Source organism: Streptomyces sp. NPDC047853 (assembly GCF_043204535.1).
In the GTDB taxonomy this organism is placed as follows: domain Bacteria; phylum Actinomycetota; class Actinomycetes; order Streptomycetales; family Streptomycetaceae; genus Streptomyces.
Map to the genome: position 1 here is coordinate 356,765 of NZ_JBIDCI010000004.1, position 15,716 is coordinate 372,480.

A 15,716-nucleotide genomic window follows, 5' to 3' on the forward strand; every position below is an offset into this window, starting at 1 on the left:
CGCCCGCCGGGCCGGTCGCCGACGTCGGCGGCCGGCCCGGTCCCGTCAGGGGGCCAGGACCCGCAGCGCGCCGGGCAGCACCCGGGCCGTGACGGGGACCACGGCCTCGACCTCGCCGTCGGCGCCGTAGGGGACGGCCCGGTCGGCCTCGATACGGACCTCCCGGCCCCGCAGGACCCGCACCTGGGGCCTGCGGACGTGGGCGCCCGTCCCCAGCTCGTTCATGAGGGCGAAGAACAGCCGCCGCGGCGCCTTGTGGATCATCACGACCTCCAGCAGGCCGTCGTCCACCCGGGCGGAGGGGGCGATCAGCCGGTTGAAGCCGTAGTAGCCGGAGTTGGCGGCCACCACCGTGTAGCCGGTGAACGCGTGCTCCTCCCCGTCGACGGTGACCCGGTACCGCGTCGCGCGCCAGCCGGCCACGGCCCGCAGCGCGCCCGCGTAGTAGGAGGCGGTGCCGCGCAGCAGACGCGCGTTGTTGGCGTGGTGGTTGGCGAGCGCGTCGACACCGGCGTAGACGCTGCCGAGGACGACGGTGCGGTCGTGGACGGCCGAGGTGACCTCGATGGTGTCGACGGGGCGGGGCTCACCGTGCAGCAGCACCCCGGCGAGTTCGGCCGGCCCGGTGGGCAGGTCCAGGGCGCGGGCGAAGTCGTTGCCGCGGCCGGCCGGGACCAGTCCGAGCAGGCCCCCGGTGCCGCTGAGGGCGCCGCCGATCCCGCCGGCCATGCCGTCGCCGCCGACGGCGAGCACGACCCGGCCCCGCTCCCCGGCCCGCCGGGCGAGGTCCCGTGCGTGCGGGAGGCTGCGGCTGTACTCGGTCTCCAGCTCCGCGCCCGCCTCCCGCAGCAGCCGGGCCACCCCCAGCAGTGCGGCGGCCGAGGTGGCGCCGCCCGCGGTGGGGTTGACGACGGCGGTGAACTGTCGCATCGATGTGCCTCCGGGCTGACGGGTGGTGCCGGACTGTTGTCTCACGGGGCGGGGACGCCCCGGTGGGTGGGGTGCCGGCCGCGGGGGCCGGCGGAGTGCGGGTCGGTCCGGTTCCCCGCCGTCCACGGCCGGGCGGCGGGGCGGACCGCGGCTCAGTCGGCGGGCAGCAGGACCCCGGGGCTGAGCACTCCGGCGGGGTCCAGGGTCCGCTTGACGGCCCGCAGCGCCTCGACCCCGAGGGCGCCCGCCTCCCGCACGTACCAGTCGCGGTGGTCGGTGCCCACCCCGTGGTGGTGCGTGATGGTGCCGCCCGCGGCGAGGATCGCCTCGTTGGCCGCGTGCTTGGCCCGCGTCCAGTGCGCCACGACGTCGTCGCCCTGCGCCGAGACGACGGTGAAGTACAGCGAGGCGCCGTTCTCGTACACGTGCGAGATGTGGCACATCACCAGGGGCGGTGTGCCGGCGCCGGTGAGGGTGCCGGTGAGCGCGTCGCGGACGGCCGCGTACAGCTCCGGGACGCGGGACCAGTAGGTCGCCGTCTCCAGGGTCTCGGCGAGCGCCCCCGCGTCGAGCAGGGCGTCGCGCAGGTACGGCGCCGAGTAGCGGCCGTGGGCCCAGCGCTCGCCCGGTTCCGCCCCGGCGAAGGTGCCGCCGGAGGCACGCAGCACCTCGGCGGCGCCCTCGCGGCGGTGCGTGGTGTCCTCCTCCGTTCCCTCGAAGCCGACGACCGCCAGGCACCCGGCGTCCTGCCCGGCGAGGGAGGCGCCGATCGCGTCGGGCTGGGCGAGGCCGATCAGCGTCTCGGTCTCGTCGGAGAGCCGCAGCACCGTGGGACGCGGGCCGTCCTGGGCGAGGCGGCGCAGGGCGGCGGCGCCCTCCTCGAAGGACGCGAAGCGCCAGCCCTCGTAGCGGCGGACCCGCGGCACGGGCCGCACCCGCACGGTGACCGAGGTGATGACGCCGAAGGCGCCCTCCGAGCCCATCACGAGCTGGCGCAGGTCGGGGCCGGCGGCCGAGCGCGGTGCACGGCCGGTGTCCAGGGTGCCCTCGGGGGTGGCGAGCGTGAGGCCCAGGACCATCTCGTCGAAGCGTCCGTAGCCGGCGGAGGCCTGGCCGCTGGAGCGGGTCGCGGCGAAGCCGCCGATGGTGGCCCACTCGTAGGACTGGGGGAAGTGGCCGAGCGTCCAGCCCCGTTCGGCGAGGAGCGCCTCGGCCTCGGGTGCGCGCAGGCCCGGTTGCAGGGTGGCGGTGCGGGAGGTCTCGTCGAGGTCGAGCAGGCGGTTCATGCGGCGCAGGTCGAGGGCGACGAAGCCGCCGCGCCGGGCGGGGGCGAGGCCGCCGACGACGGAGGTGCCGCCGCCGAAGGGGACGAGGGCCAGACCGTGCGCGGCGCAGGCCCGCAGCACGGCGAGCACCTCCTCGTGGGCGGCCGGCAGGACGACGGCGGCCGGGGCGTCGGCGGTGTCGCCGGCCCGCATCCGCAGCAGATCGGGGGTGGACTTGCCGCGGGTGTGCCGGATGCGGCTCTCCGCGTCCGTGCGCACGTGCGCGGGGCCGCCGACGGCGTCCTCCAGCGCCCGGCGGGCGGCCTCGTCCAGCGGCGACGCGAGGACGTCGATCTCCTCCAGCGGTACGGCGGCCGCCTCGCGGGGCTTGACGCCGAGCAGCTCGCGCAGCAGCCCGGTCACCGTGTCGGGCAGCGCCGTCGCCCTGGCCGGGTCGCCCCAGCCGTTCCACAGCATGTCCATTGCCTGTCGTCCTCACGGTCGGTTCGGGGGATGCCGTCTGCGCGGCCTCACGGGCGTTACACTGTTACACATGACGCCTAACCGTCACAACAATGCGGGCCGACCGAACACCTCGGACAACGACACGGTGCTGGACGCCGTGCGCGACTGCGTGCTCGCCGTCGGGGTCCGCCGCACGACGATGACCGACGTCGCCCGCCGTGCCGGGGTCTCCCGGATGACGCTCTACCGGCGCTGGCCCGACGTGCGGTCGCTGGTCGGCGATCTGATGACCCGGGAGTGGATCGCGGTGGCCACCGGGGCCATCCCGGCGCCCCGGCCCGGTGTCGCCACGCGCTCGCGCGTCGTCGAGGGTCTGGTGACCGGGATCGAGGCGTTCCGCGCCCACCCGCTCTTCACCAAGATCGTCGACGTGGACCCCGAGCTGCTCCTGCCCTACGTCCTCGACCGGCGCGGAGCGAGCCAGGAGGCCCTGCTGGAGCTGCTGGCCGACGCGCTCGGCGAGGGCCACGCCGACGGGTCGGTGCGCCCGGCCCACCCCGGACGGCAGGCGCGCTCGGTGCTGCTGATCGTCCAGTCCTTCGCACTGTCGTTGCGGACCATGACCGACGAGGACGACGCCGAGCTGACCTCCGCGGCCCTCCTCGCGGAGCTGCGCACCATCCTGGAGAGGACCCTCACGCCATGAGCCCCACCAGCAGCCCCGCAGCCGGGGCCTCCCTGTCCGCCGCACGCCGCTCGCGCGAGCTGACCGACGCCGTCGGCGGCCCCCGCGTGGACGTCCTGGTCGTCGGACTCGGCGCGACCGGCGCCGGCGTGGCCCTGGACGCCGCGGCCCGCGGGCTCAGCGTCGTCGCGGTGGACGCCCACGACCTGGCCTTCGGCACCTCCCGCTGGAGTTCCAAGCTCGTCCACGGCGGCCTGCGCTACCTCGCCTCCGCCCAGCTCGACGTCGCGCACGAGAGCGCGGTGGAGCGCGGCGTGCTGATGGAGCGCACGGCTCCGCACCTGGTGCACGCCCAGCCGTTCGTGCTGCCGCTGACGCCCATGGTCTCCCGAGGCCAGGCCGCACTGGCCTGGGCCGGCTTCCGGGCCGGCGACACCCTGCGCCTGGCGGCGCGCACGGCCCGGGCCACGCTGCCCGCGCCACGCCGGCTCTCCGCGGTGGAGACCCGCCACCTCGCCCCGGCACTCCGCTCCGACCGGCTGCGCGGCGGGCTGCTCTCCTGGGACGGACGGCTCACCGACGACGCCCGGCTGGTGACCGCCCTCGCCCGGACCGCCGCCGCGCGCGGTGCCCGCGTCCTGACCCGTGTCCGGGCGCTGGAGCTGACCGCGTCCGGTGCCCGGGTGCGCGACGAACTCACCGGCGAGGAGGGTGTCGTCCGTGCCCGCGCGGTGATCAACGCCACGGGGGTGTGGGCCGGTGACCTCGTGGACGGCATCCGGGTCCGCCCCTCGCGCGGTACCCATCTCGTCCTGCGCTCCGACCGGATCGGCCCGCTCCCGGCGGGGCTGCACGTGCCCGTCCCCGGCGAGACCAACCGCTTCGTCCTCGTCCTGCCCCAGGGCGACGGCCGGGTCTACGTCGGGCTGACCGACGAGCCCGTCGAGGGGGACGTGCCCGACGTCCCCGAGGTGCCCGAGACCGACGTCGGCTTCCTGCTCGACGTGCTCGGTTCCGTGACGGACGTGCCCGTCCGGCGCGAGGACGTGGTGGGCGCCTTCGCGGGGCTGCGTCCCCTGCTGGACACCACCCCCGCGGACCGGCCCGGCGCCGGTCCCCGCACGGCGGACGTCTCGCGCCGGCACGCCGTGCTCACCTCGTCGGAGGGCGTGATCACCGTGGTCGGCGGCAAGCTCACCACGTACCGGCGCATGGCCGAGGACGCCGTGGACGCCGCCGTGGCCACCCGCCGGCTCGGTGCGGGTCCGTCCCCCACCGCCGGCCTGCCGCTGGTCGGCGCCGCCGCGCCGCACGTCCTGGCGGGGCTGCGGGCGCCGGGCCGTCTGGTGCGGCGCTACGGGACCGAGGCACCCGCCGTCCAGGCCCTCGCCGCCGAGGACGCCCGGCTCGGCGCGCGGGTGCTGCCGGACCACCCCGTCACCGGCGCCGAACTGGTCTGGGCGCTGCGCCACGAGGGCGCGCTGGACGAGGCCGACCTGCTGGACCGGCGCACCCGCATCGGGCTGGTGCCCGAGGACCGCGACGCGGCGCTGGACGCCGTACGCGATCTCGTCGGCGGGTCCGCGGTTGGACAGAGCTGAGACACGGCCGGGCGAAGCCGATATCCGGCCGGAAAGCGCTGGGATCCGGTCGGGCGGGGCCTGAGGACCGGCCGGGTCAGCCGTCCTGGACGGCCTTGCGGACCTTCGCCTCGATCTTGTGCCGGGACTGGCCCTCCTCCTTGACGTACTCCGTCATCGCGGTCTGCGCGTCCCGGTCCAGGTCGCGCCAGGCCCGCACGGCCGTCTCGTAGGTGTGCGACTGCCGTGCGGTCCACTGATGCTGCGTGGGAGGCCCGTACGAGTCCCGCAGTTCCTCGACCCGGTGCTGTGCCAGGTCCGCCGCGCGACGCTTGTGCACGAGCTCCTCGAAAGTGTGAGCCACCACACCTCGACCGTAGTCAGCGGAGCGCTGTCGCGCGCGTCGAGGCCGTCCCGGCCCGTTCCGGCGGTGTTCGGTCCGCACAAGCGGCCCACACGGGCCCCCGCGGGCCGTAACATCAAGCCACCGAAGACGGCCGGGCATATGCGAGAGGTGAGGGAAGCGTGGCGGACATCGAGGGAGCGGCAGTACCCGAGCGGCTGCTGATCACCCGTACCACCACGGGCGACGGTGTCAGCATCGTCATCCTCGCCGGTGAGGTCGATCTCGACGGCAGCGGTCAGCTCCGCGACGTCCTGCTGTCCTGCGTCCAGTCGGCGCCGGGCACGGTGGTCGACTTCGGCGAGGTGGCCTTCCTGGACTCCAGTGGGATCAACGTGCTCATCACCGCCCACCGGGCCGCCGAGGCCCGCGGCGTCTGGTTCCGGATCGCCGCGCCGCAGTACGCCGTCGAGCGCGTGCTGCAGCTCGTGGGCGTCGACACGCTCATCGGCTGCTTCCCGACCGTCGAGCAGGCCCTGGCCGCCTGAGGCGGGGCGGCGTCAGCGCAGCGGCAGGCGCGCGTACACGGTCTTGCCGGTCGCGTGCGGCTTGGTGATGACCTCGTCGCACAGCCGCGTCACGATCTCCAGACCGTGCCGGCCCACCCGCAGCGGATCGCGCGGCAGGAACGTGGGAAAGCCCTCCCCCGTGTCCGACACCGCGATCTCCACGCTCTCGTCCACCAGGGTCAGCTCCAGCCGGCAGGGACCGGGAGCGTGCCGCAGCGCGTTGGTCACCAGCTCGCTGGCGACCAGGCGGGCCGCGTCCAGGAAGGTGTCGGCCGTTTCGACGCCCTTGTCGGCGAGTCTCGCGACGAAGCCGTGCACGACGTCCCGGGAGGCCGGGATCATCGCGGAACCGCCCCTGAACTCCACGACCGTGGACACGACCGAAACGTCCGCGGCATCGGGTCTGCGCGCCGGAGTCATGCCGAGCCTCACCGTCCGGTCCGGGGCCGAGTAGGGGAAGCGCGGGCCCCGGCCTTCACGATACGCACCGGGGCGCTTTCCACGATCCCTTTGCCCCAACTTCCGCCGGACGCGCCGCCTTTCGGACAGGTGCGGACCGAGTGCGCCGCAAGGAGCACCCCACCCGGTCGACGGCGGGCACCCGCCACGAGGCGCATCGGCCCGCCGGACCCGACGCCGTCGCGGCCACCCGTGCGGGCCCGACGGGGTGCGCCACCCCCGCGCCGTGGCGCATTCTGGCTGTGTCGCCCGCGTGACGGCACACGGACGAGGTGGGGCCCATGAAGGCAGGCGCCGAGGACGCAGACCGGATGCCCGCGAGGCTGACGGCGCTGCTCATCGACGCCTCCGCACAGGCGATCAGCGCGACCACGGGCCACGCGGGCGGGGTCTATCTCCCCTCCCGCACGCCCGGCCTGCTGCGCCTGGCCGTTCTCGCCGGCCTCCCGGGGCCGCTGTTCCGGCCCTGGTGGCGGCTGCACGCCGACAGCCCGTTCCCCGTGGCCGACGCCTTCCGGCTGGGCGTGCGGGTGGTGCTGCCCAACGCCACCGAGACGATGCGCCGCTATCCGCAGTTCGCCGCCGGGCTGCCCTTCCCCTTCGGGTCCCTGTACGTGCCCGTCGCCGGCGCGGCGCGGACCTACGGCGTCCTGACCGTCCTGCGCCCCACCGCCTCGGACATCGCCGAGGTGGTGGAGGGCGTGGAGCGGATGGAAGGGCTGGCCCGGGAGCTGGGCGCGGAGCTGGAGCGGCTGGACGACGGCCGCGACGCGTCCCGGGTCGTCTGGGACGGCGAACCCCTGTGCGTCCGGCCGCCCGCCTGCGTACGCCGTCCGCAGCGGGCCGGGAGCTTCGCCTGGGACCCGGCGACCGGCGCCGTCGTCGTCGACGAGCCGCTGCGCGTCCTGCTCGGCCTGGCGCGGGCCGCCGAGGGACCCGCCACGCTCGACGCCCTCATCCGCACCCTCGCGCCCGACGACGGACACCGGGTCAGCGCGGCACTGCGTCAGACGGCCGACGGCCTGCCGCCCCCGCTCCCGCTGCACGTGCGGGCCACGGACGGGGCCCCTCTCCTGGTGGAGCTGTGGCGGCCGCAGGGCGAGCCGGCCGTCGGCGGGAGGGTACGCGGCGCCGTCCGCGACCCGTCCTCCGGCACGGTGGCCGACGCCGCGGCCGACCTGCTGCCGGACGGCGTGCTCTGCATGGACCGCCTGGGCACCGTCGTCTACGCCAACCGGCGCGCCGCCGAGCTGCTGGGCCGGCCGCGGGCACGACTGCACGGCCACTCCCTGTGGGAGGCCCTGCCCTGGCTGGACCAGACCGCGTACGAGGACCACCTGCGCGGCGCCCTGCTCTCCCCCGAGCCGGTCCGCTTCCACGTCCGGCGCCCGCCCGACGGCAGCCGCCGGTCCGCACCGCAGTCCTACGAGGGGGACTGGCTCGCCGTCTCCGTGCATCCCGGCCCGGACCTCCTGACCGTCGCGCTCCGCCCGGCCAACCGGGTCGCCGACGCGTCCGCCGGTCCCCCGCCCCGACCCGGCGCACCGGAGCCGCCGCCCCACGCCGACGCCCCCTCACCGGCCCTCGCCGCCGGTACGGCGCCCGTGTACCGCCCGATCGTCCTGGCCGTGGCGCTGACCGAGGCGGTCACCGCGCGGCAGGTGTCCGCCGTGGTCGTACGGGAGCTGCTGCCGGCGTTCGGCGGCCGCCGACTCGCCATCTACCTGCTCCAGGACCGGCATCTCCACCTGGCGTGGGAGAGCGGCTTCCCGCCGGGGTTCCTCGCCCCCTTCGAGGGGGTGGCCCTGGACGCCCGGCTGCCGGGCGTGGAGACGCTGACCAGCGGGCGGCCGCTCTTCTTCGACTCGATGCAGGCCCTGGCCACCGCGTACCCGGGCATCCCGCTGGACGCCACGGAGGGCGCCCGCGCCTTCCTGCCGCTGATCGCCTCCGGCCGGCCGGTCGGCTCCTGCATCCTGGGCTTCGACCGCGCCCGCAGCTTCGGCAGCGAGGAGCGCACGGTGCTCACCGCCCTGGCCGGGGTGATCGCCCAGGCGATGGAACGGGCCCGGCGCTACGAGTCGGAGACCGCGCTGGCCCGGGGGCTGCAGCGGGCGCTGCTCCCCCGGCGGCTGCCGGCGCACCCCCTGCTGGAGACCGCCGGACGCTACCTGCCCGGGACCCAGGGCATGGACGTGGGCGGGGACTGGTACGACGTCGTCGCCTCGGGCGACGGCATGGCGCTGGTCATCGGCGACGTGCAGGGGCACGGCGTGCAGGCGGCGGCCACCATGGGGCAACTGCGCAGCGCCGTGCGCGCCTTCGCCCTCGACGACCGCCCGCCCGACGAGGTGCTGAGCGGGGTCAACCATCTGCTGACCGACCTCGATCCGGGCCTCTTCGCGAGCTGCTGCTGCCTCCGGCTGGACCCGGTCACCGGACGGGTCCGCGCGGCCCGCGCGGGGCATCCGCCGCCCCTGCTGCGCCACCCGGACGGACGCACCGAGGCCCTGGACCTGCCCGGCGGTGTGGTGCTGGGCGTGGACCCGGGCGCCCGGTACCCGCTCACGGAGTTCCGGGCCGAGCCCGGCGCCGTGCTCGCCCTCTACACGGACGGGCTGGTGGAACGGCCCGGCACCGACATCGACGAGGGCATCGCCGCCCTCGGGCGGGCGCTGGCCAGGGCCGGCGCGCCCCAGGCACGACCGGGGAGCCGTTGGCTGGCGGGCGTCGCCGACCGGCTCATCGTCACCGCCCGCCGCACCACGGACCGCCCCGACGACACCGCCCTGCTGCTCGCCACCCGCCGCCCCCCGGACGACCACCGGTGAGCGCGGCTCCCGCTCCCGCCGCCCGTCCCTTCACAGGGGGCGCCCCTCGCCTCCTCGGGCCCGGCAGTGTAGACATGGGCACATGGTCCGACTGATGGGTCGATCGGGAGAGCGGTCACCCCGTCGTCCCAGCGGTCCGCTCGCCCGGCACCGGCGAGACGCGGACCGGCCACGGCGGGGGCAGGAGACGGGACGGCGGCGTGCCGCGGCCCTGCGCTCGGCCCTGTCCGGCCGCAGCGTCGCCGGCCAGGTCTTCGCCATGAACGTGGCGATCGTGCTGCTGCTCGTGGTCGCCGCCGCCGTCGCGCTGGTGCTCCAGGGACGGCACGACAGCGAGGTGGAGGCCCGCAACCGCTCGGTCTCCGTCGCCGCGACGTTCGCGAACTCCCCCGGCATCCGTGAGGCGCTGCGCTCCCCCGACCCCACCGCGGTCCTCCAGCCGCGGGCGGAGGCCACGCGCGAGGCGACCGGCGTGGACTTCGTCGTCGTCATGAACACCGACGGGATCCGCTACACCCACCCCAGGCCCGACCGGATCGGCAAGCAGTTCGTGGGGGACATCGCCCCCGCGCTGGCCGGGGAGACGGTGACCGAGGAGATCGAGGGGACCATCGGCCCGCTGGTGCAGGCGGTGGTCCCCGTGGAGGCGGACGACGGCACCGTGGTGGGCCTCGTGTCGGCCGGCATCACGACGGAGAACGTGGGCGGCGTCGCCGACCGGCAACTGCCGCTGGTACTGACCGCGGCGGCCGTCGGCCTCGCGCTGGCCACCGGCGGCACGGCGCTCGTCAGCCGGCGCCTGCTGCGGCAGACGCACGGCCTGGGCCCGCACGAGATGACCCGGATGTACGAACACCACGACGCGGTCCTGCACAGCGTCCGGGAAGGCGTGCTCATCGTCGGCGGGGAGGGCCGGCTCGTGCTCGCCAACGACGAGGCGCAGCGCCTGCTCGACCTGCCGCCCGACGCCGAGGGCCGCCACGTCCGTGAGCTGGGCCTCCCGGACGACACGGCCGAGCTGCTGGTCTCGGGACGGGTCGCCACCGACGAGGTCCACCTGGTCAAGGACCGCTTGCTGGCGGTCAACCAGCGGCCTACGGACGTACGGGGCGGCCCGGCCGGCAGCGTCGCCACCCTCCGCGACTCCACCGAGCTGCGGGCCCTGTCCGGCCGGGCCGAGACCGCCCGGGAACGCCTGGACATCCTGTACGCGGCCGGCGTGGCCATCGGTACCAGCCTCGACGTGGGCCGGACGGCGGAGGAACTGGCGGAGCTGGCCGTGCCCCGGTTCGCGGACTACGTGAGCGTGGACCTGTTCGACACGGTGCTGGCGGGCGGTCAGCCGGAGGGCGTGACCCCGCTGCGCCGCACCGCGCTCAGCGGCGTCCGCGAGGAGGTCCCCCTCTACCCGGTGGGCCGGCAGCTGCGGTTCGTGGAGTCCTCCCCGCAGGGCCGGTCCCTGGACACCGGGCGGCCCGTCCTGGAGCCCCGCCTCGGGGAGGCGCCCGGCTGGCAGGCCCAGGACCTCGAACGCTCCGCGCAGGTCGTGGAGTACGGCGTCCACTCGCTGATCACGGTGCCACTGCGCGCGGGAGCCCTGGTGCTCGGGGTGGTCAGCTTCTGGCGTTCGGAGAAGGCCGAGCCGTTCGACGAGGACGAGCTGGCCCTCGCCGAGGAGCTGGTCGCCCGCGCCGCGGTCTCCATCGACAACGCGCGCCGTTACACGCGCGAGCACAGCATGGCGGTGACCCTCCAGCGCAGTCTGCTGCCCCGCAGGCTGCCCGACCAGAACGCCCTGGACGTCGCCTACCGGTACCTGCCGGCGCAGGCGGGGGTCGGCGGGGACTGGTTCGACGTGCTGCCGCTGTCGGGTGCCCGCGTGGCGCTCGTGGTCGGCGACGTCGTCGGTCACGGGCTGCACGCCGCGGCCACCATGGGGCGGCTGCGGACGGCGGTGCACAACTTCGCCTCCCTCGACCTGCCGCCCGACGAGCTGCTCGGTCTGCTGGACGAGCTGGTCAACCGCATCGACCAGGACGAGACGGCCGACGACGGCAGCGCCCCGGTCACCGGCGCGACCTGCCTCTACGCGATCTACGACCCGGTCTCCAGCACCTGTGTGATGGCGCGCGCGGGCCATCCGCCGCCCGCCCTCGTCCGGCCCGACGGGGGCGTCGAGTTCCCCGAGGTGTCCGCCGGTCCCCCGCTGGGCCTGGGCGGCCTCCCGTTCGAGACGACCGAACTGCGCCTGGCGGAGGGCAGCCGGCTGGTGCTGTACACGGACGGGCTGGTCGAGGACCGGGAGCACGACATCGACGTCGGTCTCGAACACCTGCGGCGGGCGCTGGAGACGGCCGGTGCGTCGCCCGAGGAGACCTGCCGGGCCGTTCTCGACGCGCGGCTGCCCGACCGGCCGGGTGACGACATCGCCCTGCTGGTCGCCCGCACCCGCGCGCTCGGTCCCGACCGGGTCGCCGAGTGGCAGGTCCCGAACGACCCGGCGGCGGTCGGCGAGGTACGGGCCGAGGTCACGCGCCGGCTGGCGCAGTGGGGGCTGGACGAGCTGGCGTTCACGACGGAGCTGATCCTCAGCGAGCTGGTCACCAACGCGATCCGGTACGGCGGCGAGACCGTGCAGGTCAGGGTCCTGCACGACCGCAGCCTGATCTGCGAGGTGTTCGACAGCAGCAGCACCTCGCCGCACCTGCGCTACGCGGCCATGACGGACGAGGGCGGACGCGGCCTGTTCCTCGTCGCGCAGCTCGCCGAGCGCTGGGGGACGCGCTACACACCGGCCGGGAAGGTCATCTGGGCGGAGCAGCCGGTGCCCTGACGGCCGCCGGGCTCCGCGCGGCCTCCGGTCCGACGCGCCTCGCGGGCAGCCCCGCACGACGACGCGGGCCGCGGGACCGGCCGTGTGCCGGTCCCGCGGCCCGGGTGCCGCGTCGGTTCCGGCGCAGTGCCGGAACCATTCATTCCGGTGTCAGTGCCGGAACGCGTCCTTGCCCTTCTCCTTGGCCTGCCGGGCGTCGCCCTTGGTCTGCTCGGCGCGGCCCTCGGCCGTCATCCTCTCGTTGCCGACGGCCCGGCCGACCGTTTCCTTGGCCTTGCCCTTGGTCTGCTCCATCTTGGCCTTCGACTTCTGATTGCCGGCCACAGTGCTCCACCTCTCGGCGTTGGCTTGCGATGTCGTGCACTGCGGGTCGCCCGGTTCGGCGAAGTCAAACCCGCGGACCGACGCCCGGGTGACCGGGCGACCGCGGGGTAGGCGGTCGGACAAGGCAGATCCGTCGTCGACTCGGAGGAACGTCATGGCCGGAGTACTGGACCGGATCAAGCGGTTCGCGCGCAGCCCGCAGGGTCGCCGTGCGACGGAGCAGGTGCGCCGGGCCGCCTCGGATCCGCGCCGCCGCGCGCAGGCCCAGGGGATGCTGCGGAAGTTCGGCAAGCGCCGCTGAGCCGGCCGCCGTCCCGCCGGAGGCCGTCTCAGCCCTGCCCCGCGTGGGTGTGACTGTGGGAGGCCTCCGGCGGACAGCGTTCCCCACCGTCGGAGCGGTCCCGCCGCCAGTCGAGGACCGCGACGGTCAGCGCGCACAGCATGGCGGCGACCCCGGTCCCCACCGACAGGGCCACGGCGTCCTGGTAGTCGTCGTGGGTGGCGTTCAGGGTCAGGTAGAAGAGCCCGGGCAGCGCGGCCGTGCCGACGGCGCCGCCCAGCCGCTGGCCCGTCTGCAGGGCCCCGCCGGCGGCGCCCGCCATCCGTACGGGGACGTCCCGGAGCGTCATGGTGATGTTCGGGGAGATCACACAACCGCTGCCGAGCCCCCCGACCAGCAGGGCCGGCGCCGCGAGCCAGGCGGCGCGGTCGGCGGGCGCGAGCCACAGCACCAGCGTGGTGACGCCCAGGCCGGCCATGACGGCGACCAGCCCCCAGACGGTCAGCAGCCGCCCCAGGCGCTCCACCAGCCGCCCCGCCACGGCCGCGGCGATGGCCGAACCCACGGCGAACGGGGTGACCGCCAGGCCGGACCTGAGGGGTGAGAAACCCAGTCCGTTCTGGAAGAAGAGCGCGAAGACGAGCCACACACCGCTGAAACCGACGAAGTACAGGGCGGCCAGGGCGGCGCCGGTGACGTAGCCGCGGGCCTCGGTGAGCAGTCCGGGATCCAGCAGCGGTTCACCGTCGCGGCGGGCGACGCGGCGCTCCCAGCGGGCGAAGGCGAGCAGGACGAGGAGCCCCGACGGGAACAGCCACCACACCTTGCCCAGGCCGCCTCCCTCGGCGAGCACCAGCGGCAGCATCACGGCCAGGATGCCGACGCCGAGGAGCGCGACCCCCACCGGGTCCAGCCGTCCCCGGCCGCCGGGAGCCACCCGCGGCAGCAGTCGGAAACCGAGCAGGAGCGCCAGCACGCCGACCGGCACGTTCACGTAGAAGATCCACCGCCAGCCCTCGGGTCCCGCCAGCGCCAGGATCAGGCCGCCGACGACCGGGCCCACCGCGCTGGACACCCCCACGGTGGCACCGAAGAAGCCGAACGCACGCCCGCGCTCCGCACCGCGGAACAGCTGCTGGATGAGCGCCGAGTTCTGCGGGGCGAGGCTGCCCGCGGCGACTCCCTGGGCGAGCCGGGCGACCACCAGCAGTTCGATGCCGGGCGCGGCTCCCGCCGCGGCGCTGCAGGCCACGAAGGCGGCCAGGGCGACGAGGAACACCCGGCGCCTGCCGAACGCGTCGCCGATCCGGCCGGCCGTGACGAGGGTCAGGGCGAAGGCGAGGGCGTATCCGGACACCACCCACTGCACGGAGGCGGCCGAGGCGTGCAGTTCGCGCTGCATGGACGGCAGGGCGACGGCGACGATCGTCACGTCCAGCAGCGTCATGAATCCGGCGACCAGCGTCACCCACAGAGCCCGCCACCGGCGGGGATCCGGGCGCTCGTCCGGACGGTGCACGGGGACTCCCCTCGCGAGGCGGCGTGGGGCGGGATCGTCGTGCCCCACGCCTGCGTCACCCGTGACGGCGGCTTCAAACGCCGCCATAAGGCATCCCCATGGGCGCTCATAAGCCTGCCTTATGGCCTCATAGACCGGACCCGCGTACCGACTTAGGCTTGCCTTAGCTTAGGCTTCCCGGAGAGTCGATCTGTCGCCGCTCGAAGGGAACTGAACATGCCCCGCCCCCTGCGGGTAGCCATCGTCGGATCCGGCCCCGCCGGAATCTACGCCGCCGACGCCCTGCTCAAGTCCGAAGTGGCCGCCGACCCGGGCGTCTCCATCGACATCTTCGAGCGCATGCCCGCCCCGTTCGGCCTCATCCGGTACGGCGTCGCCCCCGACCACCCGCGGATCAAGGGCATCATCACCGCCCTGCACCAGGTGCTCGACAAGCCGCAGATCCGCCTCTTCGGCAACGTGGACTACCCCACCGACCTCAGCCTGGACGATCTGCGCACCTTCTACGACGGTGTGATCTTCGCCACGGGTGCCATCGCGGACCGGGCCCTGTCCGTCCCCGGCATCGACCTCGACGGGTCCTACGGTGCCGCCGACTTCGTCGCCTGGTACGACGGACACCCCGACTTCCCTCGCACGTGGCCGCTGGAGGCGGAGAAGGTCGCCGTCCTCGGCGTCGGCAACGTGGCCCTGGACATCGCGCGCGTCCTCGCCAAGACCGCGGACGAGCTGCTGCCGACCGAGATCCCGCCGAACGTCTACGAGGGCCTCAAGGCCAACAAGGCGATGGAGGTCCACGTCTTCGGCCGCCGGGGCCCGGCGCAGGCGAAGTTCTCCCCGATGGAGCTGCGGGAGCTGGACCACTCCCCGAACATCGAGGTCATCGTCGACCCCGAGGACATCGACTACGACGAGGGCTCGATCGCCACCCGGCGCGGCAACAAGCAGGCCGACATGGTCGCCAAGACGCTGGAGAACTGGGCGATCCGCGACGTCGGCGACCGGCCGCACAAGCTGTTCCTGCACTTCTTCGAGTCGCCCTCGGAGATCCTCGGCGAGGACGGCAAGGTCGTCGGCCTGCGCACGGAGCGCACCGAGCTGGACGGCACCGGCAACGTCAAGGGCACCGGCGAGTTCAAGGACTGGGACGTCCAGGCGGTCTACCGGGCCGTGGGCTACCTGTCCGACCAGCTCCCCAAGCTGCCCTGGGACATCGACTCGGGGACGGTCCCGGACCGGGGCGGCCGGGTCCTCCAGGAGTCCGGCGAGCACCTGCAGTCGATGTACGTCACCGGCTGGATCCGGCGCGGCCCGGTCGGCCTGATCGGCCACACCAAGGGCGACGCCAACGAGACGGTGGCCAACCTGCTGGACGACTTCGCGAACGGCCGGCTCCAGACCCCGGCCGCGCCCGCTCCGGAGGCCGTCGACGCCTTCCTCGCCGAGCGGAACATCCGCTTCACCACCTGGGACGGCTGGTACCAGCTGGACGCCGCGGAGAAGGCGCTGGGCGAGCCGCAGGGGCGCGAGCGCGTGAAGCTCGTCGAGCGCGAGGACATGCTCCGGGCGAGCGGCGCCTGAGCCTCGTCGGTCCGCCGCCGGGCGGTGCACCGGCACAGACGGTGGGCAGGAG

At 75.0% G+C, this 15,716-nt stretch carries 13 protein-coding genes; 7 read left to right on the plus strand and 6 right to left on the minus strand.

The genetic code is table 11. The features are described from left to right. Window positions 1-45: 45 nt before the first annotated feature. Together ACGF5T_RS10685 and ACGF5T_RS10690 are read right to left on the minus strand one after the other, a co-directional pair. Window positions 46-930, minus strand: a complete 885-nt coding sequence (locus ACGF5T_RS10685) for a diacylglycerol kinase family protein (protein ID WP_356604840.1) — start codon at window positions 928-930, stop codon at window positions 46-48. A 152-nt stretch (window positions 931-1,082) separates the two neighbouring features. Then, entirely contained in the window at window positions 1,083-2,678 is a 1,596-nt protein-coding gene (locus ACGF5T_RS10690) for an FAD-binding oxidoreductase (protein WP_356604842.1), read from the minus strand. A 70-nt stretch (window positions 2,679-2,748) separates the two neighbouring features. Here ACGF5T_RS10690 and ACGF5T_RS10695 point away from each other — a divergent pair, with 70 nt between their 5' ends. Together ACGF5T_RS10695 and ACGF5T_RS10700 are read left to right on the plus strand one after the other, a co-directional pair. After that, a complete protein-coding gene (locus tag ACGF5T_RS10695; protein WP_356604844.1) occupies window positions 2,749-3,366 on the plus strand; it encodes a TetR/AcrR family transcriptional regulator in 618 nt (205 codons plus the stop codon). Further along, complete coding sequence (locus ACGF5T_RS10700; RefSeq protein WP_356604846.1) at window positions 3,363-4,946, plus strand: glycerol-3-phosphate dehydrogenase/oxidase; 1,584 nt, start codon at window positions 3,363-3,365, stop codon at window positions 4,944-4,946. The genes ACGF5T_RS10695 and ACGF5T_RS10700 overlap by 4 nt, the downstream gene beginning before the upstream one ends. Before the next feature lie 76 nt (window positions 4,947-5,022). Here the strand turns inward: ACGF5T_RS10700 and ACGF5T_RS10705 are convergent, their stop codons facing one another. Continuing rightward, a complete protein-coding gene (locus ACGF5T_RS10705; RefSeq protein WP_063483927.1) occupies window positions 5,023-5,289 on the minus strand; it encodes a hypothetical protein in 267 nt (88 codons plus the stop codon). A gap of 161 nt (window positions 5,290-5,450) precedes the next feature. Between ACGF5T_RS10705 and ACGF5T_RS10710 the strand changes: the two genes are divergently transcribed. Continuing rightward, a complete protein-coding gene (locus ACGF5T_RS10710) occupies window positions 5,451-5,816 on the plus strand; it encodes an STAS domain-containing protein (RefSeq protein WP_356604848.1) in 366 nt (121 codons plus the stop codon). Window positions 5,817-5,828: 12 nt separating this feature from the next. Here ACGF5T_RS10710 and ACGF5T_RS10715 read toward each other — a convergent pair whose 3' ends face one another. Then, window positions 5,829-6,215, minus strand: coding sequence for an ATP-binding protein (locus tag ACGF5T_RS10715; protein ID WP_356604850.1), 387 nt, complete (start codon window positions 6,213-6,215; stop codon window positions 5,829-5,831). Between the two features lie 362 nt (window positions 6,216-6,577). On the opposite strand from ACGF5T_RS10715, the gene ACGF5T_RS10720 reads away from it, so the two are divergent. Beyond that, entirely contained in the window at window positions 6,578-9,127 is a 2,550-nt protein-coding gene (locus ACGF5T_RS10720; protein WP_366767116.1) for a SpoIIE family protein phosphatase, read from the plus strand. An 82-nt stretch (window positions 9,128-9,209) separates the two neighbouring features. Next, window positions 9,210-11,960 carry a SpoIIE family protein phosphatase gene (locus ACGF5T_RS10725; protein ID WP_366767117.1) on the plus strand — a complete coding sequence of 917 codons (2,751 nt, stop codon included), beginning with the start codon at window positions 9,210-9,212 and terminating at the stop codon, window positions 11,958-11,960. A gap of 150 nt (window positions 11,961-12,110) precedes the next feature. Here the strand turns inward: ACGF5T_RS10725 and ACGF5T_RS10730 are convergent, their stop codons facing one another. Further along, complete coding sequence (locus ACGF5T_RS10730) at window positions 12,111-12,284, minus strand: CsbD family protein (protein WP_356604856.1); 174 nt, start codon at window positions 12,282-12,284, stop codon at window positions 12,111-12,113. A gap of 154 nt (window positions 12,285-12,438) precedes the next feature. Here ACGF5T_RS10730 and ACGF5T_RS10735 point away from each other — a divergent pair, with 154 nt between their 5' ends. Continuing rightward, window positions 12,439-12,585 carry a hypothetical protein gene (locus tag ACGF5T_RS10735; RefSeq protein WP_356604858.1) on the plus strand — a complete coding sequence of 49 codons (147 nt, stop codon included), beginning with the start codon at window positions 12,439-12,441 and terminating at the stop codon, window positions 12,583-12,585. A 28-nt stretch (window positions 12,586-12,613) separates the two neighbouring features. Here ACGF5T_RS10735 and ACGF5T_RS10740 read toward each other — a convergent pair whose 3' ends face one another. Beyond that, window positions 12,614-14,083, minus strand: a complete 1,470-nt coding sequence (locus ACGF5T_RS10740) for an MFS transporter (RefSeq protein ID WP_356604860.1) — start codon at window positions 14,081-14,083, stop codon at window positions 12,614-12,616. A 216-nt stretch (window positions 14,084-14,299) separates the two neighbouring features. On the opposite strand from ACGF5T_RS10740, the gene ACGF5T_RS10745 reads away from it, so the two are divergent. Beyond that, window positions 14,300-15,664, plus strand: coding sequence for an FAD-dependent oxidoreductase (locus ACGF5T_RS10745; protein ID WP_356604862.1), 1,365 nt, complete (start codon window positions 14,300-14,302; stop codon window positions 15,662-15,664). The last annotated feature ends 52 nt before the right edge of the window (window positions 15,665-15,716 follow it).